The sequence below is a fragment of the Streptomyces sp. NPDC058880 genome, from assembly GCF_042742535.1.
Lineage (GTDB): Bacteria > Actinomycetota > Actinomycetes > Streptomycetales > Streptomycetaceae > Streptomyces.
The window spans coordinates 15,815-36,687 of the sequence record NZ_JBHYMC010000050.1; the positions used below are offsets into that span (position 1 = coordinate 15,815).

Below are 20,873 nucleotides of genomic sequence, written 5' to 3' on the forward strand. Positions count from 1 at the left end.
ACGCCGCCCGGGGCCCGGGGCGCAACCCGGGGGGGGGGCCCGGAGGGGCCCCGCCCGGGCCCCCCCCCCGGCCTGCCGGCCGGTCCGCCAGGGTGCTTATCCCGCGTGGTGCGGGGCAACCAACCCCCCGCACCACGCTGCGTTGCGCCCTCGGGTGTCACTTGACGCAGACACCTCCAATGGGTTGCATACGTTCTGTGATCACATACCGGACATCGGGAGCCGCGCCGTGGACCCGGTGATCGTCGTCGGCGCGGGGCCCGTCGGACTGTCCCTGGCCCTGGCGCTCGCGGGCGCGGGCGTGCCCTCCGTCGTGCTCGACGAGCGGCCCGGCAAGGACGAGGTACGGCCAGCCCGCACGGTCGTCCTCCACGCGGACACGGCGGCCATGGCGCACCGGCTGGGCTGCACGACCCTGCGCGACGAGGCGGCGTACTTCGCCGCCTGGCGCACCATGCGGCGCGGCCGGGACGCCCAACGGCTCACCTTCGAGGACCATCCCGCGCCCCTGCACGTCCCTCAGCACGCTCTGGCGCGCGGACTGCGCGATTCCGCGGCCGCGCACCCCCTCGTCCAGCTGGTCTGGGACAGCAAGCTGGACTCCCTGGAACAGGACGACCGGGGCGTCACCGCGCACACCCGGGGCGCCGAGACCACCTGGTGGCGCGGAAGTTACGTGGTCGGCTGCGACGGGGCCCGCTCCACCGTGCGCAAGCTGCTCGGGATCCGCTTCCCGGGCCGTACCGCCGTCGAACGCCACGCCGTGGCCGCGCTGCGCACCGAACTGCCCTGGCCCGGCGAGGCCCTGCTGCACCGCAGCGCGCCGCAGGAGGTCACGTCGCGGCCGCTGCCCGACGGGGTCTGGCGGCTGGACTGGCTGCTCCCGGCGCGCGGCGAGCTCGTCACCCCCGACGCGCTGGTCACCCTGATCCGCGACACCCTCGCGCAGTGGTGCGGCGGTACGACTCCCCCGTACGACCTGCTCGACACCGGCGTGCACACCCTGCACCACCGGCTGGCCCGGCGCTGGCGGGACGGGCGGGCGTTCCTCGCCGGCGATGCCGCGCACCTGCTGGGCGCGCTCGGCACCCAGGGCGTCGAGGAGGGGCTCCGGGACGCCGAGAACCTGGCGTGGAAGCTCTCCCTGGCCTGGCACCAGGGCGCCTCTGCGGCTCTGCTCGACAGCTATGAGGACGAACGGCGCACCGCGGTGGCCGCCCGGCTGCGCGCGGCCGACCAGGCCATGCCGACGCTGCGGACCGGGAGCGGTCTGCGCAACTACCTTCCGGGAGCCTCACGTTCCGCCGAGTCCCTGCTGACCGACGGCCATCTGGGCCGGGGGCCGCTGGGCGCGGAGCCGGCGTACGCCCCGCCCGTCGCCGTGCGCGAGGTACCGACGGCCACGGAACCGGGCGGGCCGGTCGCGAACGTCCCGGTCACCGCACCCGACGGGGCGACGGTGCCGCTGCGGGACCTGCTGGGCCAGGGCCGGCTGCTGGTGGTGCTGGTGGCCCCGGGCACCGGGGTGTGGGACCGGCGCCACTGGATGGGCGCCGGGCTGATGCCCCGCCTGGCCGCCGCGGTCAGCGCCCTGCCCGTCCGCACCGACCTGCTCGTCGCCGACAGCTACCCCGGCGCCCCGGCGCACACCGTGCTCCTCGTGCGACCGGACGGGCATCTGGCGGCGACCTTCGCAGGGGTCCGCCCGGCAGAGCTCTACGAGGCGGCGGACGCCGTCCGGGCCGGTGCTCCCGCCTCCCGGGTACCCGCGGCCTCGAAGCCGCAGACGCCCACACCGACACCGACCGTCGTGATCGACTGACCGTGTGCGGGCCGCATCCCGGCCAGGGTCCCACGGCCACCGCGTTCCCCGCCTCCACGGGCCCGCGGGACTCGGGGCGCTCCGGGCGGGGCACTTCGGCGGCCCCACCCCCGAGGAGGTGCGCACGCTCTCGTGGGCGGCGCGGCGCTCCCCGTGTCGTGGGGGTCGCCCGGCGTCCGGCCCGAGGGCTGCGCCCGCCCCGGGCCGCGCGCGACTCAGTCCCCCGGATACCCGAGGTCGTCGGCGTCCTCGCCCTCCGCTTCCAGTGCGCGGCGGACCACTCTCAGGGCCATGCCTTCCGGGTATCCCTTGCGGGCGAGCATTCCGGCCAGCCGCCGGATCCGCTTCTCCCGCTCCAGGCCCCGGGTGGATCGGAGCTTGCGCTCGACGAGTTCGCGGGCGGTCTGCTCCTCCTGGTCGGAGTCCAGCCGGCCCAGGGCCTCCTCCACGAGGGTGGCGTGCACCCCCTTGGTCCGGAGCTCCTGGGCGAGCGCGCGGCGGGCCAGGCCCCGGCCGCGGTGGCGGGACTCGACCCAGGCTCCGGCGAACGCCGCGTCGTCGATCAGGCCCACTTCCTCGTAACGGGAGAGGACCTGCTGTGACACCTCGTCGGGGATGCCCCGCTTGTGCAGGGCGTCCGCGAGCTGGCGCCGGGTACGCGGGTTCCCCGTGAGCAGGCGCAGGCAGATGGCCCGCGCCTGCTCCTCGGGGGTCTGGGGCGGCAGCTCCTGGCGGCCCTCACCGCCTCCTCGGCTCCTGCCGCCCGCTTCCTGCCCGAGCACGGGTCAGCTCTTGGCCACGGCGGCCTTGGCCGCCGTCTTGGCCTTCGATGCCGGTGCGGGCGCGGCCGCGGCATCGGCGGGGGCGGCGGGTGTGGCAGCGGCCGCGTCGTCGCCGTCCTTGCGGAGGCCCACGCCCAGCTTCTCCTTGATCTTCCGCTCGATCTCGTTCGCGAGGTCCGGATTGTCCTTGAGGAAGTTGCGGGCGTTCTCCTTGCCCTGGCCGAGCTGATCGCCCTCGTACGTGTACCAGGCGCCGGCCTTGCGGATGAAGCCGTGCTCCACGCCCATGTCGATCAGGCCGCCCTCGCGGCTGATGCCCTGGCCGTAGAGGATGTCGAACTCGGCCTGCTTGAACGGCGGCGCGACCTTGTTCTTCACGACCTTGCAGCGGGTGCGGTTGCCGACCGCCTCCGTGCCGTCCTTCAGCGTCTCGATGCGGCGGATGTCGATGCGCACCGAGGCGTAGAACTTCAGCGCGCGGCCACCGGTCGTGGTCTCGGGCGAGCCGAACATCACGCCGATCTTCTCGCGGAGCTGGTTGATGAAGATCGCGGTGGTCTTGGACTGGTTGAGGGCACCGGTGATCTTCCGGAGCGCCTGGCTCATCAGGCGGGCCTGCAGACCCACGTGCGAGTCGCCCATCTCGCCCTCGATCTCGGCGCGCGGCACGAGGGCCGCCACGGAGTCGATGACGATCAGGTCGAGGGCACCGGAGCGGACCAGCATGTCCACGATCTCCAGTGCCTGCTCACCGGTGTCCGGCTGCGACAGGATGAGGTTGTCGGTGTCGACGCCGAGGGCCTTGGCGTACTCCGGGTCGAGTGCGTGCTCGGCGTCCACGAAGGCGACGGTGCCACCGGCCTTCTGCGCATTGGCCACGGCGTGGAGGGTCAGGGTCGTCTTACCGGAGGATTCCGGGCCGTAGATCTCGACGACGCGGCCGCGCGGCAGCCCGCCGACGCCCAGGGCGATGTCCAGCGCCGTCGACCCGGTGGAGATGACGTCGATGGGGTCGTTCGGCTTGTCGCCGAGACGCATGACCGCGCCCTTGCCGAATTGCCGTTCAATCTGTGCGAGAGCGGCGTCGAGAGCCTTCTCACGGTCGGTGCCTGCCATGGGTTCCACCCGGTTTGCTTGAGTCGATCGCTTCACGCCATTGACGCTAATGCCTGCCACTGACAATGCGCCTCCACGACCGGTTCGGCTGTGGATAACCCATCAGAATGGATGTTCGATTTTCCTGTCAAGCTCGCCACACCCAGAGCGCTATGCCCTGATTACGCAGATATCCTATGGAGTGTGATCGAGTCTGGACGGCCACGACTCCGTAGGCGCCCCGGCCCGGGAAGGCTCGTGCGGCTGTCGCCGGTCATCCTGACCATCGTCATCGCCGGCCTGGCATACAACACTCCGCCGGAGATGGCCTTCAGCCGCCTCCTACCCGCGGCGCCGGCCCTCGCCGCCGCGATGTGGACCGTGCTCCCCACCGTCCTGCTCGGGACCGTCTGCCTCATCCTGATGATCGGCCTCAGCTTCATCTTCCCGGACCTCGGCACGTGGTGGACGTGCGCGGGGATCATCGCGGTCACCGTGGCCGCCGCGTACGGCAGCCACGTCCGGCTCCAGCGGGAGCGCACGCTCTTCCAGGTCAGACTCGTCGCCGACGCGGCGCAGCAGGTGGTCCTCAGCCCCATGCCGCGCCTCCTCGGCAGGATCGAGATCGAATCCCTGTACCTCGCGGCCGCGGCGGAGGCCAGCATCGGCGGGGACTTCTACGAGGTGGCCGACACCCCGCACGGCGTCAGACTGCTCATCGGTGACGTGCGCGGCAAGGGCCTGCCGGCGGTCGGGGCCGCCGCGGCGATCGTCAACGCCTTCCGGGAGGCCGCCTACGGCGAGCCCGACCTGGTCGAGGTCGCCCGCCGGCTGGACGCCAGCAGCACCCGCTACAACGCCGCCTTCCCGCCCGAGGGGCCGATGGAGCGCTTCGCCACCGCCCTACTCGTCCAGATCCCGCACGAGGGCGGCCGCATCGACGTCCTCAACTGCGGGCACCCCCCGCCACTGCTCCTGAACCGCCGCGGGCTGCGCACCCTCGAATCGACCGCCCCGTCGCCGCTGCTCAGCCTCGCGGACCTGATCGGCGACCGGTACAGCATCGACAGCTTCGACTTCGCCCCCGACGACCTGCTGCTCCTCTACACCGACGGGATCGCCGAGGCCCGCGCCCGCGACGGCGAGTTCTTCCCGCTGGCCACGTGGATGGGCAGCCAGCCCCCGACTCCGCCGCAAGCGCTCCTCAAGGCCCTCCACCGCGACCTCCTGCGCTACAGCAGGGGGCGTCTCGACGACGACATCGCGGCCCTGGCCGTCCGCCTGCGCGGCCCCCTGGCCGCGGATCCCCCGTAGGCCGCGCGCCCTCCAGGTCGCCGGCCCACGGTCACGGGGCGCACGGGGCACGGGGCGCATCGCGCACGGGTCCCCTACGATCGCCGGATGATCGAATTGCTGTATCCGCCCAAGCCCCGACCCGGGGACCGGGTCGCCGTCCTGTCCCCCTCGGCCGGGCTGCCCGGCCTCTTCCCGCTCCCCTACGAGCTGGGGCTGCGCAGGCTCCGTGACGACTTCGGGCTGGAGCCCGTGGAGTACCCGACCACGCGGAAGATGGGCGCGACGCCCGAGGAGCGGGCCGCGGACATCCACGCCGCCTTCGCGGACCCCGACATCAGGGCGGTGATCGCCAGCATCGGCGGCGACGACCAGATCACCGTCCTCCCCCACCTCGACGGCGATCTGCTGCGGGCCAACCCCAAGCCGTTCTTCGGCTACAGCGACAACACCAACCTCCTACTGTTCCTGCGGAACCTGGGCATCGTCGCCTACCACGGCGCCTCGGTCATGGTCGAGCTCGGCCGACCCGGCGCGATGCACCCGGCCACCGCCGACTCGCTCCGGGCCGCACTGTTCACCTCGGGCGCGTACGAGCTCAGCCGGTCAGGCGAGTACGGGGACGTCAACCTGCCCTGGGAGGACCCGCTCAGCCTGGAGTCCGAGCCGCCGATGGCACGCTCCTACGGCTGGACCTGGCACAACGGCGACCGCGTGGTCGAGGGCGCCGGCTGGGGCGGCAACCTGGAGGTCCTCTCCTGGATGATGGCGGCCGACCGTGCGGTACTGCCCGCCGAAGAGTACGCGGGCGACGTGCTCTTCCTGGAGACCTCCGAGGAGATGCCGCGCGCGGAGGAGGTCTACCGGATGCTCCGGAACATGGGCGAGCGCGGACTGCTGCGGCAGTTCCCCGCGCTGCTGATGGGCCGGGCCAAGAGCTGGTCGTTCGAGAACCGGTTCGACGCCGGGCAGAAGGAGCGGTACCGCAAGGAGCAGCGCGAGGCCGTCCTGCGTGCACTGCGGCAGTACGCCCCCGACGTCATGGCCGTCTTCGATGTGGACCTCGGCCATACCGACCCGCAACTCGTGATCCCCGTGGGCGGGCGGATCCGGGTGGACGGACCCGCCCGGCGGATCACCGTCAGCTACTGAGCGGCCCTGCGCCGGGCACGGGCGAGCGTGCGACGCCGAGCGAGTCGGCGGCGAGGGGTTTCGGCGCGCGCTCCTCATAGAAGACGTCGAGTTCCGTGATCACGAACCCGGCGGAGGTCAGCAGGTCGACGGTCGGCCGGGTGAGGTGGCACCCGCCGCAGAGCCGCTTGTTCAGCGGTTCGATCCGCCGCTGCATGCGGCGCACGCGCTCGTCCCCCTGCGGCGCCAGGCCGTGCTCGACGAAGTGCAGGCCGCATCCGGGCTTGAGCACGCGCCGCACCTCGCGCAGGGCGGCCAGCGGATCCGGGATGGTGCACAGCGTCCACGTGGACAGCGCCGCGTCGAAGGTGGCGTCCTCGAAGGGCAGCGACCGGCCGTCCGGACCGGCCCGCCGCACCGGGACCCGGGAGGCCCGTATCCGGTCGGCGGCGAGCTCCCAGGCCACGTCGGAGGGCTCGATCGCGGCCACCCCGGTGACGCCCGGCGGGTAGAAGGGCACGTTGTGGCCGGAGCCGAAACCGATCTCGACGACCTCCCCGGCCAGGCCGGCGCAGACGCGCCGCCTGAGCGGCCGGGCGCCGCGCGCCCCGCAGGCGAGGTCGACGATCCGCGGAACGATCCGTTCGGCGTAGAAACCCATCGCAGCCTCCCAGTCCGTGGTCCCAGCATGGCACCGGCGGCGCCGGAGCGGCAGCCGTGGAATGACAACCCAGGGTTGACACTCCTTCGACTGTCAACCTAGGGTTGCACCCATGACGAACCCTTCGGTGGAACCCGTTCGCATGACCCATCCGGTACGCCTCGACGACCTGATCGAGGCCATCAACAAGGTCCACACCGACCCCCTGGAGCAGCTCAGCGGCGCCGTCGTCGCCGCCGAGGCCCTCGGGGACGTCGCGGACCACCTCATCGGCCACTTCGTCGACCAGGCCCGCCGCTCGGGCGCCTCCTGGACCGACATCGGCCGCAGCATGGGCGTCACCCGCCAGGCGGCCCAGAAGCGCTTCGTCCCCAAGGCGGACAAGGAGGGCGCCGACGCCCTCGACCCGAACGCGGGCTTCGGCCGCTTCACCCCGCGCGCCCGCAACGTGGTCGTGACCGCGCAGAACGAGGCCCGCGCCGCAGGGAACGCCGAGATCCGCACCGAGCACCTGGTCCTGGGCCTGATGGCCGAGGCCGACGGCCTCGCGGGGCTCGTCCTGCGCGCCCAGTCGGTCTCGCCGGACGACGTACGGGCCGCCGCGGCCGCCGCACTCCCGCCGGCCCAGGACGAGATCCCCGCCCTCGTCCCCTTCGACGCCTCGGCGAAGAAGGCCCTGGAGCTGACCTTCCGTGAGGCCCTGCGCCTGGGCCACGACTTCGTCGGCACCGAGCACATCCTGCTCGCGCTCCTGGAGCTGGAGAACGGCGAGGGCCTGCTGAGCGGCCTCGGCCTGGACAAGGCCGCCGCGGAGGCGAGCGTCAGCGAAGCCCTGGCAGTCGTACTCCGCGACGCGGACGGGACGTAGAGGAGTCCGCGTCCCGCGTCAGCTCGTAGCGCCTGACGTAGGCGCCGAGGAAGGCCTGCAGCGTGGCGACGGCCGGGATGGCGATCAGCGCCCCGACCGCGCCCAGCAGGGCGGTGCCCGCGATGACCGATCCGAAGGCCACCGCCGGATGGATGTCGACGGTCTTCGACGTCAGCTTCGGCTGGAGCATGTAGTTCTCGAACTGCTGGTAGATCACCACGAAGGCGAGGACGTACAGCGCGTACCAGGGGTCGACGGTGAAGGCGAGCAGGACCGGCAGCGCGCCCGCGAGGTAGGTTCCGATGGTGGGGACGAACTGCGAGACCAGCCCCACCCACACGGCGAGCGCGGGCGCGTACGGCACCCCCAGGACGGCCAGCACGATGTAGGTCACGACGCCCGAGATCAGCGCCATCAGCCCGCGCGAGTAGAGGTAGCCACCGGTCTTGGCCACGGCGATCTCCCAGGCCCGCAGCACCTCCGCCTGCTTCGCCGGCGGCAGTACGGAGCACAGCGCGCGCCGCAGCCGCGGTCCGTCGGCGGCGAAGTAGAAGGAGAACAGGCCGATCGTCAGCAGCTTGAAGAGCCCGCCGAGCACGGTGGCGGACACGTCGAGCACGCCGGACGCACTGTTCTGCACGTACTTGCGCAGCCAGTCGGAGCGCAGCACGCTCTCCTGGATCTCCAGCCGGGACAGATCGGTGTGGACGGTGGAGTTGATGAAGTTGATCACCGAGTCGAGGTAGCCCGGGAAGCCCTCCACCATGGCGACGATCTGCCCCGCGAGCAGGGAGCCGAGCAGCGCGAGGAACCCGACGGACACGACGAACACCGCGGTGAACACCAGGAAGGTGGCGAACCCGCGGCGCATGCCGCCGGCCGCCATCCTGGCGACGGCGGGTTCGATCGCGAGCGCGAGGAAGAACGCGATCAGGATGTTGACGAGCAGCCCGGTCAGCTGGTGGAAGGCCCAGCTGCCGAGCTGGAAGCAGGCGACGAGGCCCAGGACCAGGACCACGGCGCGCGGCAGCCAGCGCGGCATGCGCCCGTCTCCCCCGGCCGGTGGCCCGCCCGGGCCGGCAGGACCCTGCGGCGGGACCGGATCGGCGGGCCGGGCCGCCCCGCTGCCCGCCGGCCCCGCGCCCGCCGCCGGGTCCGGATCCGTTCCGGAGGCGACCGGTGCGGCGCCGGGATCGGCTGCCCGAGGCGGGGGCAGCGCGCCCTGGACGGCTGCGGGCTGGTCGGTCGTGTCTTCGGTGGCTCCCACGCAGCCCAGTCTGTCCCACCAGCGGCCCGTACGGCGAAAGGCGCTGTCCTCCCGCCCAGCCGCCGCAGGGCGTCAGCGCAGCGAGGCCGGCACGTCCATCGCCGAACACACCGCGCGCCACACGTCCTTGGTCTCCCAGCCCGCCTCCAGGGCCTGGTGGACGGTCAGGCCGCCCAGCTCCGCCATGACGTGGTCCCGCGCGAAGGAGTCGGCGTAGCCGGCGCCGAAGTGCTCGGCCATCCGCTCCCAGAAAATCGTCAACCGCATGCCCCCAGTATCCCGCCCCGGGAGAGTGCACCGGCGGCGTTCGCGCCACGCCCCTCCGCGATCGCGCCCTACGTTGCACGCATGCCCGGAGACGAAGCTTCCCCACAAAGCCCGCGATCCCCGCGATCCCCACAGGCCGCACACCCCACACCGGCCATGCCCCCCACGCAGTCCCCTCCGCCCGCGTCGGACCCGCAGCCCGCTCTGGCCCGAGCCGAGCGCTTCATGTGGCTCACGGCCCGCGTCCTGGAGCAACGGCGCTTCGCGTTCCACTTCCTCGGCGGGGACGCCGACGCGGTGGACACCGCGCTCGGCTCGTACCTCAACCCCGACGGCGGCTACGGCCACGCGCTCGATCCGGATCTGCGCGGCCCGCTCAGCCAGCCCCTGCACACGGCGCACGCGCTGCGGGTGCTGGACAGCCTGGGACGCTGCGGCGGACAGCGCATCGAGCGGCTCTGCCGCCACCTGACCGGGGTCTCCACCCCGGAGGGCGCCCTTCCGGTGGTCTTTCCGGCCCGCCCCGGCTACCCCGCCGCCCCCTACCACCCGGTGTACGACGAACCGCCGGGCGAGCTGCTGACCACCGGCCCGGTCGTCGGCCTGCTGCACCGCAACCGCGTCTGGCACGCCTGGCTCTTCCGGGCCACGGACTTCTGCTGGGACCGGGTCGAGAACCTGCACCGCTCGCATCCGTACGAGGTGCAGAGCGCCGTGGCCTTCCTCGACGGAGTCCCCGACCGGTCCCGCGCCGCAGCCGCCGCGGACCGGCTGGGACGGCTGGCGCGCGAGCAGCGACTGGTCGTACTCGACCCGCGGCGGCGGGCCGAGTTCCCGCCGGCTCCGGGCTACGCGCCGGGCGAGCAGCTGTTCCCGCACGACTTCGCGCGGCGGCCCGGGTCACTGGCCCGCGGCTGGTTCACCGACGAGGAGATGCGCCGCTCGCTGGACTTCCTGGCCGCCGGACAGCAGCAGGACGGCGGCTGGCCGGTCCGCCGCGAGGCCTGGGCGCCGGGGAGTTCCCTGGAGCGGCGGCCGATCGCGACGTTGGAGGCCCTGCTGACCCTGCGGGCCTACGGGCGCCTTCCGGCGCGGGTCAGCCTCCCAGGGCCCGTACCCCCGCGGTAACGGCGACGGCGGCCGCCACCACGACCAGGAACGGGGCCCGCAGCAGCAGCGCGATGCCCGCGGCGGCCAGCCCGGCGGCGCGGGCGTCGACGACCAGGGCGGACCCGGTGCTGAAGGTCTGTTGGGCCGTGAGCGCGGCGAGCAGCGCGACCGGCAGCAGCGCGGCCAGACGGCGCACCAGGGGCCGCTCCAGCGCCCCGGCGGGGACCAGCAGCCCCGCGTACTTCACGGCGTAGCAGCCGACGACGGTGAGCCCGATGGCGATCCAGACGTTCACGAACGGCGTCCCTTCATCCAGAGCACGGCGGGGGCGGCCAGGGCCGCGATCAGTACCGGCACACCGGCGGGCAGCACGGGCAGGAATCCCAACCCGAGGACGAGCGCGAGGGCGGCGACCGCACGCTCGGTGGCCGTCCTCAGCATCGGTGCGAGCAGGGCCAGGAACACGGCGGGTCCGGCGGCGTCCAGCCCCCAGGCACGGGTGTCGCCGATCGCCTCGGCGCCCAGCGCGCCGAGCAGGGTGGTGAGGTTCCACAGCGCGTAGAGGGTGAGCCCGGTGACGGTGAAGCCCAGCCGGGCCGACTTCCGGTCGGGCTGGGCCAGCGCCACGGCGGTGGTCTCGTCGATCACCCAGTGCGCGGCGAGGGGCCGTACGGCTCGGGGTAGCCGGAGCAGCTGCGACAGCCGCAGCCCGTAGAAGGCGTTCCGGGTACCGAGGAAGAAGGCTCCGGCGGCGGCCGTGAACGGGTTGCCTCCCGCGGCCAGGGCCCCGACCAGGGCGAACTGCGAGGCCCCGGTGAACACGAGCAGGCTCAGCACGCAGGCCTGCAGGGTGCTGATGCCGGCTCCGGCCGCCGTCACGCCGAAGGCGAACCCGGATAGGCCGACGGCGACCCCCACCCCGAGCGCGTCCCGTACGACCGCGGCCCGCGGCCGCCCGCCGGGGGCTGCTGTCTCCCTTATTTCTGGCTCTGTGACCAGCTGTTTCTCTCCCACGCCGCGAAACTACGCGGGCCCGGCGGGATGGGTCTTGTACGTTCTTGCGCGCGACCGGCGCGGCGCCCCGGGTTACGCCCCCGGCCGGACCCGCTCCCGACGGTAGGCGCCCGGCGGGACCCCCACGATGCGGGTGAAGTGGCGGTTCAGGTGGGGCTGGTCCGTGAAGCCGACGGCCACCGCCGCCTCCGCCGGCGGGGTGCCGGCGTCGAGGAGCCGCCGCGCCCGCCGGACCCTGGCGTCGGTCAGCCAGGTGTGCGGCGGCATCCCGTACCGGTCCCGGAAGGCCCGCAGCAGGGCGAACGGGCTCGTGCCCAGTTCCGCGGCGAGCTGTTCCAGGGACGGCGGGGCGGCGAGGCGTTCCTCCAGCACGGCCCGGGCCGCCGCCGCGTCGGCGCCGCCCGAGGCTCGGGGCGTACGGGCCGGCAGGGGTCCCGCGTACCGGGTCAGCATCCGGGCGACGACACCCCGCAGAAGGCTGTCGGCGGCCAGCGCGTTCCCGGCTTCGGCGGCCCGGTGCACGTCGGTGATCGTGCGCGAGGCCTGCGGGTCGGCGACGACGTCCGCGGTGAAGCCGGGGGTGCCACGCAGGGTGCCGACCTCGGCGGCGACCTCGGCGATCAGGGTGCGGGAGGGGTAGAGGGTGGCGTACACCCACCCCTCGGGCGCACCGGCGCGCGCCGTGTGGGGCACCTCGGGGTTGATCAGGACCACGCTGCCCGGTCCGGCGCGCACGACGTGGCCGGGCAGGCCGACCTCCTCGATGCCGCCGGTGACGGCCGCGATGACGTAGCCGTCGTGCGCGTGGCGCGGGAACGTGTGGCGGACGTAGCGGGCGCGCAGCAGGTCCAGTCCGGGCAGTTCCTCGTACTGCCAGTGCCGTGCCCACTCCCGGTGGCCGTCCGCCGTCCCCATCCCCCCATTCTGCGCCCCGCCGCCGGCGCGTGTTTGCCCAGGTCCGGGGCGTTGTCAGTGGCCGGGTGCACGATGGGGGCATGGCAGGCGCTGCGCTCGACTCGTTCTCCCCCGCGACCCGCTCGTGGTTCACGGGCGCCTTCGTCGAGCCCACCGGTGCGCAGGAGGGCGCCTGGCGGGCGATCGGGGCGGGCTCGGATGTGCTGGTGGTGGCGCCCACCGGCTCGGGGAAGACCCTGGCCGCGTTCCTCGCCGCCTTGGACCGGCTCGCCTCGACCCCGCCCCCCGCCGACTCGAAGAAGCGCTGCCGGGTGCTGTACGTGTCGCCCCTGAAGGCCCTCGCGGTCGACGTCGAGCGGAATCTGCGCAGCCCGCTGACCGGGATCCGGCAGGAGTCAGTGCGCCTCGGGCTGCCGGAGCCGGACATCCGGGTGGGGATCCGCTCGGGGGACACCCCGGCGGCGGAGCGGCGGGCGCTGGCCACGCGGCCGCCGGACATCCTCATCACCACGCCGGAGTCGCTGTTCCTGATGCTGACCTCGGCGGCGCGCGAGGCGCTGACCGGGATCGAGACGGTCATCGTGGACGAGGTGCACGCCGTCGCCGGGACCAAACGCGGCGCGCACCTCGCGGTGTCCCTGGAGCGGCTGGACGAGCTGCTGCCCCGCCCGGCGCGCCGGATCGGGCTGTCGGCGACGGTCCGCCCGGTGGACGAGGTGGCCCGTTACCTCGCGCCGCGCGGCACGGTGGAGATCGTCCAGCCGCCGTCGGCGAAGGAGTTCGACCTGTCGGTGGTCGTACCGGTCCAGGACATGGGCGAGTTGGGCGGCTCCCCCGCGTCGGAGGGCCGGGAGAGCGGGGACGCGCCGTCAATCTGGCCCCATGTGGAGGAGCGGATCGCGGACCTGGTGCAGGCGCACCGGTCGACGATCGTGTTCGCCAACTCCCGCCGCCTCGCCGAGCGGCTGTGCAACCGGCTCAACGAGATCGCGTACGAACGGGCCGTCGGCGAGAAGCTGCCCGAGCACTCCTCGCCGGCCGAGGTCATGGCCCAGTCGGGTGCGGCCCTGGGTGCCCCGCCGCTGCTGGCCCGGGCTCACCACGGCTCGGTGTCCAAGGAACAACGGGCGCTGGTCGAGGAGGACCTGAAGGCGGGCCGGCTGCCGGCCGTGGTCGCCACCTCCAGCCTGGAGCTGGGCATCGACATGGGTGCGGTGGACCTGGTGGTGCAGGTGGAGTCCCCGCCCTCGGTGGCGTCCGGGCTCCAGCGGGTGGGCCGGGCCGGGCACCAGGTGGGCGCGGTCTCCACCGGGGTGGTCTTCCCCAAGTACCGGGGCGACCTGGTCCAGGCGGCGGTGGTCACCGAGCGGATGCGGACCGGGGCGATCGAGTCCCTGCGCATCCCCTCCAACCCCCTCGACGTGCTGGCGCAGCAGCTGGTCGCCATGGTCGCGATGGACACCTGGCAGCTGGACGACCTCCTCGCGCTGGTCCGTCGGGCGGCGCCGTTCGCGGCGCTTCCGGAATCGGCGTTCACGGCGGTGCTCGACATGCTGGCCGGCCGCTATCCGTCGGACGCGTTCGCCGAGCTGAGGCCGCGCGTGGTCTGGGACCGGGTGGCGGGGACCGTCACCGGCCGACCGGGAGCCCAGCGCCTGGCGGTCACCTCCGGCGGCACCATCCCCGACCGCGGGCTCTTCGGGGTCTTCCTGGCCGGCTCGGACCCCAAGAAGGGCGGCGGGCGGGTCGGCGAGCTCGACGAGGAGATGGTCTACGAGTCCCGTGTCGGAGACGTCTTCACGCTGGGCACCACCTCCTGGCGGATCGAGGACATCACCCGCGACCGGGTCCTGGTGACGCCCGCCCCCGGGGTGCCGGGCAGGCTGCCGTTCTGGAAGGGGGACCAGCTGGGCCGCCCGCTGGAACTGGGCCGCGCGGTGGGCGCGTTCCTGCGCGAGCTCGGCGCCCTCGGCGCGGAAGACGCCCGGCTGCGGCTGGTGGCGGCCGGCCTGGACGCCTGGGCCGCGGAGAACGTGCTGGCGTACCTCGCCGAGCAGCGCGCGGCCTGCGGCCACGTCCCCGACGACCGGACGATCGTGGTGGAGCGGTTCCGCGACGAGCTGGGCGACTGGCGGGTCGTGATCCATTCGCCGTTCGGCGCGCAGGTGCACGCCCCGTGGGCGCTGGCGCTGAGTGCCCGCCTGGCCGAGAAGTACGGCATGGACGCGCAGGTCATGCACGCCGACGACGGCATCGTGCTCCGCCTGCCGGACGCGGACCTGCTGTCCATGGATCTGCTGGACCACGACCCCGCGGGCCCGCCCGCCTTCGAGTTCGACGACGAGCAGGCGCCGCTGGGCGCGGCCGACGTCGCCTTCGACCACGGTGACGTCCACCAGATCGTCACCGACCAGGTGGGCGGATCGGCGCTGTTCGCCTCCCGGTTCCGCGAGTGCGCGGCCCGCGCCCTGCTGCTGCCGCGCCGCAGTCCCGGCCGTCGCACCCCACTGTGGCAGCAGCGTCAGCGCGCTTCGCAACTGCTCCAGGTGGCCTCGGAGTTCGGTTCCTTCCCGATCGTGCTGGAAGCCGTACGCGAATGCCTCCAGGACGTCTTCGACGTCCCCGGCCTGACCGAGCTGATGGGCGACATCGAAGCGCGCCGGATCCGGCTGGTCGAGGTCACCACCCCGGAACCGTCCCCCTTCGCCCGCTCCCTCCTCTTCGGCTACGTGGCCCAGTTCCTCTACGAGGGCGACTCCCCACTGGCCGAACGCAGGGCGGCCGCGCTGTCGCTGGACTCGCGGCTGCTGGCCGAACTGCTCGGGCAGGCGGAGCTGCGCGAGCTCCTCGACGCGCAGGTGCTGGAGGAGCTGGAGCGCGAGCTCCAGTGGCTCACCGAGGACCGGCGGGCCAAGGACGCCGAGTCGGTGGCCGACCTGCTGCGTCTGCTCGGCCCGCTGACGCAGGACCAGCTGGCGGCGCGCGGGGCGGAGCCTGCCTGGGCGCAGGAGCTCGCCGCGGCCCGCCGCGCCATCCGGGTGCGGATCGGCGGCGCGGACCACTGGGCGGCGGTCGAGGACGCGGGCCGGCTGCGAGACGCCCTGGGCACCGCGCTGCCGGTCGGTGTCCCGGAGGCGTTCACCGAGCCGGTCAAGGACCCGCTGGGAGACCTCCTGGCCCGGTACGCCCGCACCCACGGGCCGTTCACCACGGCCGCCGCGGCCTCCGCGTTCGGTCTGGGCGCGGCGGTGACCGAGGGTGCCCTGAACCGTCTCGCGGCTGCGGGGCGGGTGGTGCAGGGTGAGTTCCATCCGGCGGGCATCGGCCGGGAGTGGTGCGACGCGACGGTGCTGCGCAGGCTCCGCCGCCGCTCGCTCGCCGCGCTCCGCCAGGAGCTGGAACCGGTCCCTCCGGCGTCGCTGGCCACCTTCCTGCCTCAGTGGCAGCATCTGGGGGGAGCGCTGCGCGGCCTCGACGGCCTGGCCCGGGCGGTCGAGCAGCTCCAGGGCGCCCCGGTGCCGGCCTCCGCACTGGAGCGGCTGATCCTGCCGTCCCGGGTGACCGGCTACTCCCCCGCCCTGTTGGACGAGCTGACCACCACCGGCGAGGTGGTCTGGGCGGGAGCGGGAGCTCTCCCGGGCAAGGATGGCTGGGTGTCGCTCTACCTGGCGGACGCCGCACCGCTGCTCCTACCGCCGCCACACCCACTGGACCCGAGCCCCCTCCAGCAGGCGGTCCTGACGGCCCTCTCCGGCGGGTACGGTCTGTTCTTCCGGCAGATCTCGCAGGCGGTACGCGCCGAGTTTCCCGAGGTGTCGGACATCGCGCTGTCGGAGGCGGTGTGGGACCTGGCCTGGTCGGGCCGGCTCACCAACGACACCCTCGCCCCGCTGCGCTCGCTGCTCGGGTCGGGTCGCACGGCGGGCTCCACCGCCCACCGGGCGCGGCGCACGGTGCCGCGCGGCCGGTACGGCACGCTGAGCGCGACGGTGTCCCGCACCGGCCCTCCCACGGTCTCCGGGCGCTGGTCGCTGCTGCCGTCCCCCGCGCCCGACCCGACCCACCGCGCCCACGCCCTGGCCCGCACCCTGCTGGACCGGCACGGGGTGGTGACCCGGGGCGCGGTGGCGGCGGAGGGCGTGGAGGGGGGCTTCAGCGCGGTCTACCGCGTGCTGTCGGCCTTCGAGGACAGCGGCCAGGCCCGTCGGGGCTATGTGGTCGAGGGACTGGGCGCGGCCCAGTTCGCGATGGACGGCGCGGTCGACCGGCTCCGGGCCGCCGAGCGGACCCCTCCCCCGCTGGCGGCGGTGGTGCTGGCCGCCGCCGACCCGGCCAACGCCTACGGCGCGGCCCTACCGTGGCCCGAGCCCCCGGCGGGCGCGACCCACAAGCCGGGCCGCAAGGCGGGCTCCCTGGTGGTTCTGGTGGACGGGGAGCTCACGCTCTACCTGGAGCGGGGCGGCAGGACCCTGCTGGCCTGGGCCGGCCCGGAGGATCCGCGGCTGACCGCGGCGGTCGCCGTCCTCGCCGCCGGCTGCCGTGCGGGCACCCTGCCGGCGCTGACGGTGGAGCGGATCAACACCGCGGCCGCGCTCACCTCGCCGCTCGGGCCTCCGCTCGAAGCGGCCGGGTTCCACGCCACACCCCGGGGACTGCGCCTACGGCAGTGATCAGCGCATCACCTTGACGCCGAAGCGGGCCCCGCCGAGCGCGAACTGGATGGCGCTGTGCATGTGGGCGTACATTTCCATGCCTCGGGAGCTCACCATCGGACCGAGGTCGAGGACGTCCTGCCAGCCATAGGACCGCAGCAGGCTGGTGACCTCCGCCTTTGCCTCGGGGTTCTCGCCCGCGATGAACATGGTGTGGTCGCCGCCCGCCACGGCCCGCGGATCCACGACGGTCTCCTGCTCATGGGTGACGCCCGCCTTGACCACCTGGGTCTTCGGCAGCGCGCGCTGGATCCGCTCTCCCAGGCTGTCGTGGTCGACCGGATCCAGGGCGGGCATCACCCCCCAGGGGGTGGGCCAGGGGTGGGCCTGCTCGGGGTTGTAGACGAACGGGACGGCGTAGTCCATCAGGGTCTTGCCCGCCAGGTGCTCCGCGATGCCGGTGAGCACTCCGACGGAGCTGGCCCCGTCGATCCCGTTGATGACGAAGTCGGCGGCCGCGGCGGCGTCGCCGAAGGTGCGCAGCTCGATGCCGGGGTAGTCGGCGAGCCACTGGCCGAAGGGTTCGACACCCATGAAGTCGGGCTCGGTGCGGCCCAAGGTCACCTGGGAGTCGCGGGTGCCGACGTACACCTCGTGCCCGAGGCCGAGCAGCTTGGCGGCGTGCGCGCGCCCGCCCGCGCCGGTTCCGAGGACTGCGATCTTCATCGTGTTGCTCCGTTTCTGGGTGGTGTCGTCCCCCGGGAAGGAGCCTGACCACCGCGACCGGGAAAGCCTGCAGAACCCGCCGACACGGCCGGAACCGGTGGGAGCGCATCGCCGGGGTGGCCGAGGGACCGCCGGGCGCCGGCCCGGGCCCCGGGTCGGCGGCCCGCCCGGGGGACAATGGGTGCATGCCCGAAGGCGACAGCATCCGGCGCGCGGCGACCCGCTTGCACGCGGTCCTGGCAGGCCGTGAGCTGACCCGGAGCGACCTGCGCGTCCCCCGCTTCGCCACGGCGGACCTCACCGGCCGCGTCACTCTCGACGTCACCCCGCGCGGCAAGCACCTCCTCACCCGCTTCGAAGGCGGGCTCACCCTGCACAGCCACCTCCGCATGGACGGTGCCTGGCACGTCTTCGCCGCCGGCGAGACGTGGCGCGGCGGCCCCGCCCACGAGATCCGCTGCGTCCTCGGCACGGCCGGGCACACGGCCGTGGGCTACCGCCTCCCCGTCCTGGAGCTGATCCGCACCGCCGAGGAGGACCGTGCCGTGGGCCACCTGGGCCCCGACATCCTCGGGCCGGACTGGGATCCCGGCCGTGCTGCCGCCAACCTCCTGGCCGCCCCGGAGCGCCCGCTCGGCGAAGCCCTCCTCGACCAGCGCAACCTCGCCGGGATCGGCAACATCTACAAGGCCGAGCTCTGCTTCCTGGCCCAGGTCACCCCCTGGACCCCGGTCGGCGAGCTTCCCGAGGCCAAGCTGCCCCGAATCGCCGCCGCCGCCCACCGGCTCCTGGCGGCGAACACCGGCGACCGGCCCGGACACCGCAACACCACCGGCATCCGCCGCCCCGGCCAGGATCTCTTCGTCTACGGCCGCGCCCACCGGCCCTGCCTGCGCTGTGGCACTCCCGTCCGCGAGGCCCCCCAGGACGGCCGTCCCACCTACTGGTGCCCCCGCTGCCAGCCGGGGCCCGCTCCCGGCGCGGCACCCGGTCCTGGCCGGCCGATGGAGCACGATGATTGACGCCCCATCAGATGCGGTCGTACCGTCCCCCCATGCCCACACCGCCCGTGCCCACCGCCCCGTACGACCTCACCGGCCGCACCGCGCTGGTCACCGGAGCCGCCAGCGGCATCGGCCGCGCCACCGCCGTCCTGCTCGCCGCGGCCGGCGCCCATGTGCACTGCGCGGACCGTGACGCCCAGGGGCTGGGCGGGACCGCCGCCCTGATCACCGAGGCCGGCGGCCGGGCCACCGCCCACCCGCTCGACGTCACCGACCGGGCTTCGCTCCGGGCGGCCGTCAGCGCGGCGGGCCCGCTCGACATCGCCGCCGCCATCGCCGGGATCATGCACACCAGCAGCGTCCTGGAGACGGCCGACGAGGACCTCGACCGAGTCCTGGAGGTCAACTTCAAGGGAGTCCTGCGCACCTGCCAGGAGGCCGCCCGTTCCATGATCGCGGCGGGCCGCCCGGGATCGATCGTCACCATGGCCTCCGGTGCCGTGGACGCCGCCCAGCCCGGCCTGCTCTGCTACAGCGCCGCCAAGGCCGCGGTGGTCCAGCTCACCCGGACCCTCGCCACCGAGGCCGGCCCGCACGGCATACGGGTCAACGCCGTCGCCCCCGGCTGGATCCGCACCCCGATGACCGGCCGCCACGGCCCCGGGGTTCAGGAACAGACCGAGGCAGCCATGATCCGCATGTCCCCGCTGCGCCGGGTCGGCGAGCCGGAGGACATCGCCCGGGCGGTGCTCTACCTGGCCTCGGAGGCCTCGTCTTTCGTCACGGGCCAGATCCTGCGTCCGAACGGCGGAGTATCGATGCCGTGGTAGCCGGGCCGGCCTCCGCGGCTGCGTCGCCACCATCCCGGCCGTCGCTGCGCCGGGCCCGGCGCAGCGGCGCCGGAACACAGTGCACCGGCAACAGGCCGAGCCCCCAGCCGCCGACCGCCACCGCGCCCTCCACGGCCCCCGACGCACCGGGTGTCAGGACCAGCCGCAGCACGGCCCACCACCACAGAGCCCCCGCCGTCAGCGCCAGGGCCGCCAGGACGGGGACGCGCGACACGGCGGGTATCCGACGCAGTGACGTCCGCACTGCCACCTCCAGGGGCCGGGACCCGGACGGCCCCATGGTCTCGCACCCCCATTGCTCCCGCACCCAGAACGGCCAGGAGCCCCGGCCGGTGCTCCACGCACCGGCCGGGGCTCCGGCCAAGCTCGAACACGCACGTGCTCGCTCAGGCGGCTACTACATTCACCGCTTCCGCAGGCGCCTTGATGGTCACCCGCTCCGGACCCGCGACCGAAGCCATCGAGACCGAATTGAGCATCGGGCGGACCGGTACGGTGACCGGTTCGCTTGCCGCGGTCGACTGTGCCAGCTCGGCGAGCGACAGCTCGTCACTCACTTCGCGCATCAGCTCGGACATCCGTACGTCCAACGCGTCGCAGATCGCGGAGAGCAGCTCGGAGGATGCCTCCTTCTGCCCCCGCTCCACCTCGGAGAGATAGCCGAGCGAAACTCGGGCCGACGAGGAGACTTCGCGCAGAGTACGGCCCTGGCGCTGGCGCTGCCGACGCAGCACGTCACCCAGCAGGCGACGGAGCAGAATCATCGGTGGCTCCCTCCTCTGACCGTGTAGCCGCATCCTTCACGCCCCACCGTACCGCCTCGCGCCGCGGCCGTGCGGGGAGCGATGTCGTGTTCACTCAGGGCTGCAAACATCAAATCCCCCCGTTCTGTTCCGTATCCTGCCCCCGCGCATTCTCACGGAGTTCGTCCGAGAGAAGCTCGAGCACTGTCTGTGCACTCTCCCTACGGATTTCCGCCCGGGAGCCGTTCAACCTCAGACGGACCGTTTTCCTGCTCCCCGGACCGTCCACGGCGACGAAAACCGTGCCCACCGGCTGCCCGTCCTGCGGCTCGGGGCCGGCCACTCCGGTCGTCGCGATCCCCCATGACGCGCCCATCACCCGGCGCACACCGGCCGCCATCTCGGCAGCCACCTGGGCGTTCACCGCGCCCTCGGCCGCCAGTAGGGCCGCGTCCACGCCCAGGACCCGGTGCTTGATCTCCGTGGCGTACGCCGTGACCGAACCGCGGAAGGACCGGGAGGCGCCCGGGACGGCCGTGAACTCGGCCGCGACCACCCCACCGGTCAGGGATTCCGCGACGGCGACCGTCTGGTCACTCTCCGCGAGGAGCTGGAGCGCGTACGCAGCGGCCGTGCGCCCCCCGCTCGCTCCCGCGCGCCCCTGCGCCACGG

The 20,873-nt window shown here is 73.7% G+C and carries 19 protein-coding genes; 8 read left to right on the forward strand and 11 right to left on the reverse strand.

The window, feature by feature from the left end; all coding sequences use genetic code 11:
- Window positions 1-229: 229 nt before the first annotated feature.
- Entirely contained in the window at window positions 230-1,822 is a 1,593-nt protein-coding gene (locus ACFW2G_RS24420) for an FAD-dependent monooxygenase (protein WP_052031341.1), read from the forward strand.
- A 215-nt stretch (window positions 1,823-2,037) separates the two neighbouring features.
- On the opposite strand, the gene recX is transcribed toward ACFW2G_RS24420, so the two are convergent.
- On the reverse strand, window positions 2,038-2,604 hold the full coding sequence (gene recX / locus ACFW2G_RS24425; protein WP_037929851.1) for a recombination regulator RecX: 567 nt from the start codon (window positions 2,602-2,604) through the stop codon (window positions 2,038-2,040).
- A 3-nt stretch (window positions 2,605-2,607) separates the two neighbouring features.
- On the reverse strand, window positions 2,608-3,720 hold the full coding sequence (recA, locus tag ACFW2G_RS24430; RefSeq protein WP_037929854.1) for a recombinase RecA: 1,113 nt from the start codon (window positions 3,718-3,720) through the stop codon (window positions 2,608-2,610).
- A 237-nt stretch (window positions 3,721-3,957) separates the two neighbouring features.
- On the opposite strand from recA, the gene ACFW2G_RS24435 reads away from it, so the two are divergent.
- Window positions 3,958-5,013: a PP2C family protein-serine/threonine phosphatase gene (locus ACFW2G_RS24435; RefSeq protein ID WP_384453887.1), complete on the forward strand. Its 1,056-nt coding sequence runs from the start codon at window positions 3,958-3,960 to the stop codon at window positions 5,011-5,013.
- Window positions 5,014-5,100: 87 nt separating this feature from the next.
- A complete protein-coding gene (locus ACFW2G_RS24440) occupies window positions 5,101-6,144 on the forward strand; it encodes a S66 peptidase family protein (RefSeq protein ID WP_384453884.1) in 1,044 nt (347 codons plus the stop codon).
- Here ACFW2G_RS24440 and ACFW2G_RS24445 read toward each other — a convergent pair.
- Window positions 6,134-6,784 (reverse strand): class I SAM-dependent methyltransferase, encoded by a 651-nt coding sequence (locus ACFW2G_RS24445; protein ID WP_384453881.1) that lies wholly within the window; start codon window positions 6,782-6,784, stop codon window positions 6,134-6,136. The genes ACFW2G_RS24440 and ACFW2G_RS24445 overlap by 11 nt on opposite strands.
- A gap of 112 nt (window positions 6,785-6,896) precedes the next feature.
- Here ACFW2G_RS24445 and ACFW2G_RS24450 point away from each other — a divergent pair, with 112 nt between their 5' ends.
- A complete protein-coding gene (locus ACFW2G_RS24450) occupies window positions 6,897-7,652 on the forward strand; it encodes a Clp protease N-terminal domain-containing protein (RefSeq protein ID WP_384453878.1) in 756 nt (251 codons plus the stop codon).
- Here the strand turns inward: ACFW2G_RS24450 and ACFW2G_RS24455 are convergent.
- Together ACFW2G_RS24455 and ACFW2G_RS24460 are read right to left on the reverse strand one after the other, a co-directional pair.
- A complete protein-coding gene (locus ACFW2G_RS24455; RefSeq protein WP_078557158.1) occupies window positions 7,606-8,868 on the reverse strand; it encodes an AI-2E family transporter in 1,263 nt (420 codons plus the stop codon). The genes ACFW2G_RS24450 and ACFW2G_RS24455 overlap by 47 nt on opposite strands.
- Window positions 8,869-8,991: 123 nt before the next feature.
- Window positions 8,992-9,186, reverse strand: a complete 195-nt coding sequence (locus tag ACFW2G_RS24460; protein ID WP_037929867.1) for a DUF3046 domain-containing protein — start codon at window positions 9,184-9,186, stop codon at window positions 8,992-8,994.
- 156 nt (window positions 9,187-9,342) lie between these two features.
- Here ACFW2G_RS24460 and ACFW2G_RS24465 point away from each other — a divergent pair, with 156 nt between their 5' ends.
- Window positions 9,343-10,314, forward strand: coding sequence for a hypothetical protein (locus ACFW2G_RS24465; protein ID WP_384584666.1), 972 nt, complete (start codon window positions 9,343-9,345; stop codon window positions 10,312-10,314).
- Here ACFW2G_RS24465 and ACFW2G_RS24470 read toward each other — a convergent pair.
- The 3 genes from ACFW2G_RS24470 to ACFW2G_RS24480 all read right to left on the reverse strand — a co-directional run bounded on the left by ACFW2G_RS24470 (window position 10,283) and on the right by ACFW2G_RS24480 (window position 12,225).
- A complete protein-coding gene (locus tag ACFW2G_RS24470; RefSeq protein ID WP_037929870.1) occupies window positions 10,283-10,591 on the reverse strand; it encodes an AzlD domain-containing protein in 309 nt (102 codons plus the stop codon). The two genes, ACFW2G_RS24465 and ACFW2G_RS24470, sit on opposite strands and share 32 nt — an antisense overlap.
- On the reverse strand, window positions 10,588-11,277 hold the full coding sequence (locus ACFW2G_RS24475) for an AzlC family ABC transporter permease (RefSeq protein WP_052031351.1): 690 nt from the start codon (window positions 11,275-11,277) through the stop codon (window positions 10,588-10,590). The genes ACFW2G_RS24470 and ACFW2G_RS24475 overlap by 4 nt, the downstream gene beginning before the upstream one ends.
- 105 nt (window positions 11,278-11,382) lie before the next feature.
- Complete coding sequence (locus tag ACFW2G_RS24480; RefSeq protein ID WP_384584669.1) at window positions 11,383-12,225, reverse strand: AraC family transcriptional regulator; 843 nt, start codon at window positions 12,223-12,225, stop codon at window positions 11,383-11,385.
- Window positions 12,226-12,305: 80 nt separating this feature from the next.
- On the opposite strand from ACFW2G_RS24480, the gene ACFW2G_RS24485 reads away from it, so the two are divergent.
- Window positions 12,306-16,895, forward strand: a complete 4,590-nt coding sequence (locus ACFW2G_RS24485; protein ID WP_384584672.1) for an ATP-dependent helicase — start codon at window positions 12,306-12,308, stop codon at window positions 16,893-16,895.
- On the opposite strand, the gene ACFW2G_RS24490 is transcribed toward ACFW2G_RS24485, so the two are convergent.
- Window positions 16,896-17,603 (reverse strand): NADPH-dependent F420 reductase, encoded by a 708-nt coding sequence (locus tag ACFW2G_RS24490; RefSeq protein WP_384584675.1) that lies wholly within the window; start codon window positions 17,601-17,603, stop codon window positions 16,896-16,898. It abuts the gene before it with no gap.
- A gap of 185 nt (window positions 17,604-17,788) precedes the next feature.
- On the opposite strand from ACFW2G_RS24490, the gene ACFW2G_RS24495 reads away from it, so the two are divergent.
- Both ACFW2G_RS24495 and ACFW2G_RS24500 read left to right on the forward strand, forming a co-directional pair.
- Window positions 17,789-18,625, forward strand: coding sequence for an Fpg/Nei family DNA glycosylase (locus ACFW2G_RS24495; protein ID WP_384453862.1), 837 nt, complete (start codon window positions 17,789-17,791; stop codon window positions 18,623-18,625).
- A gap of 32 nt (window positions 18,626-18,657) precedes the next feature.
- The gene (locus ACFW2G_RS24500; protein WP_236647862.1) at window positions 18,658-19,437 is read left to right on the forward strand and encodes an SDR family NAD(P)-dependent oxidoreductase; all 780 of its coding nucleotides are present in this window, start codon (window positions 18,658-18,660) and stop codon (window positions 19,435-19,437) included.
- Between the two features lie 407 nt (window positions 19,438-19,844).
- Here the strand turns inward: ACFW2G_RS24500 and ACFW2G_RS24505 are convergent, their stop codons facing one another.
- Window positions 19,845-20,222: a helix-turn-helix domain-containing protein gene (locus tag ACFW2G_RS24505; protein WP_037929886.1), complete on the reverse strand. Its 378-nt coding sequence runs from the start codon at window positions 20,220-20,222 to the stop codon at window positions 19,845-19,847.
- 109 nt (window positions 20,223-20,331) lie between these two features.
- On the reverse strand, window positions 20,332-20,871 hold the full coding sequence (locus ACFW2G_RS24510; RefSeq protein WP_384453855.1) for a CinA family protein: 540 nt from the start codon (window positions 20,869-20,871) through the stop codon (window positions 20,332-20,334).
- Between the last annotated feature and the right edge of the window lie 2 nt (window positions 20,872-20,873).

Coding starts and splice junctions, on each gene's coding strand:
- ACFW2G_RS24490 (WP_384584675.1), bottom strand. CDS start 17,603: ATGAAGATCGCAGTCCTCGGAACCGGCGCGGGCGGGCGCGCGCACGCC.
- recA (WP_037929854.1), bottom strand. CDS start 3,720: ATGGCAGGCACCGACCGTGAGAAGGCTCTCGACGCCGCTCTCGCACAG.
- ACFW2G_RS24495 (WP_384453862.1), top strand. CDS start 17,789: ATGCCCGAAGGCGACAGCATCCGGCGCGCGGCGACCCGCTTGCACGCG.
- ACFW2G_RS24465 (WP_384584666.1), top strand. CDS start 9,343: ATGCCCCCCACGCAGTCCCCTCCGCCCGCGTCGGACCCGCAGCCCGCT.
- ACFW2G_RS24440 (WP_384453884.1), top strand. CDS start 5,101: ATGATCGAATTGCTGTATCCGCCCAAGCCCCGACCCGGGGACCGGGTC.
- ACFW2G_RS24480 (WP_384584669.1), bottom strand. CDS start 12,225: ATGGGGACGGCGGACGGCCACCGGGAGTGGGCACGGCACTGGCAGTAC.
- ACFW2G_RS24445 (WP_384453881.1), bottom strand. CDS start 6,784: ATGGGTTTCTACGCCGAACGGATCGTTCCGCGGATCGTCGACCTCGCC.
- ACFW2G_RS24505 (WP_037929886.1), bottom strand. CDS start 20,222: ATGATTCTGCTCCGTCGCCTGCTGGGTGACGTGCTGCGTCGGCAGCGC.
- ACFW2G_RS24485 (WP_384584672.1), top strand. CDS start 12,306: ATGGCAGGCGCTGCGCTCGACTCGTTCTCCCCCGCGACCCGCTCGTGG.
- ACFW2G_RS24460 (WP_037929867.1), bottom strand. CDS start 9,186: ATGCGGTTGACGATTTTCTGGGAGCGGATGGCCGAGCACTTCGGCGCC.
- ACFW2G_RS24450 (WP_384453878.1), top strand. CDS start 6,897: ATGACGAACCCTTCGGTGGAACCCGTTCGCATGACCCATCCGGTACGC.
- ACFW2G_RS24500 (WP_236647862.1), top strand. CDS start 18,658: ATGCCCACACCGCCCGTGCCCACCGCCCCGTACGACCTCACCGGCCGC.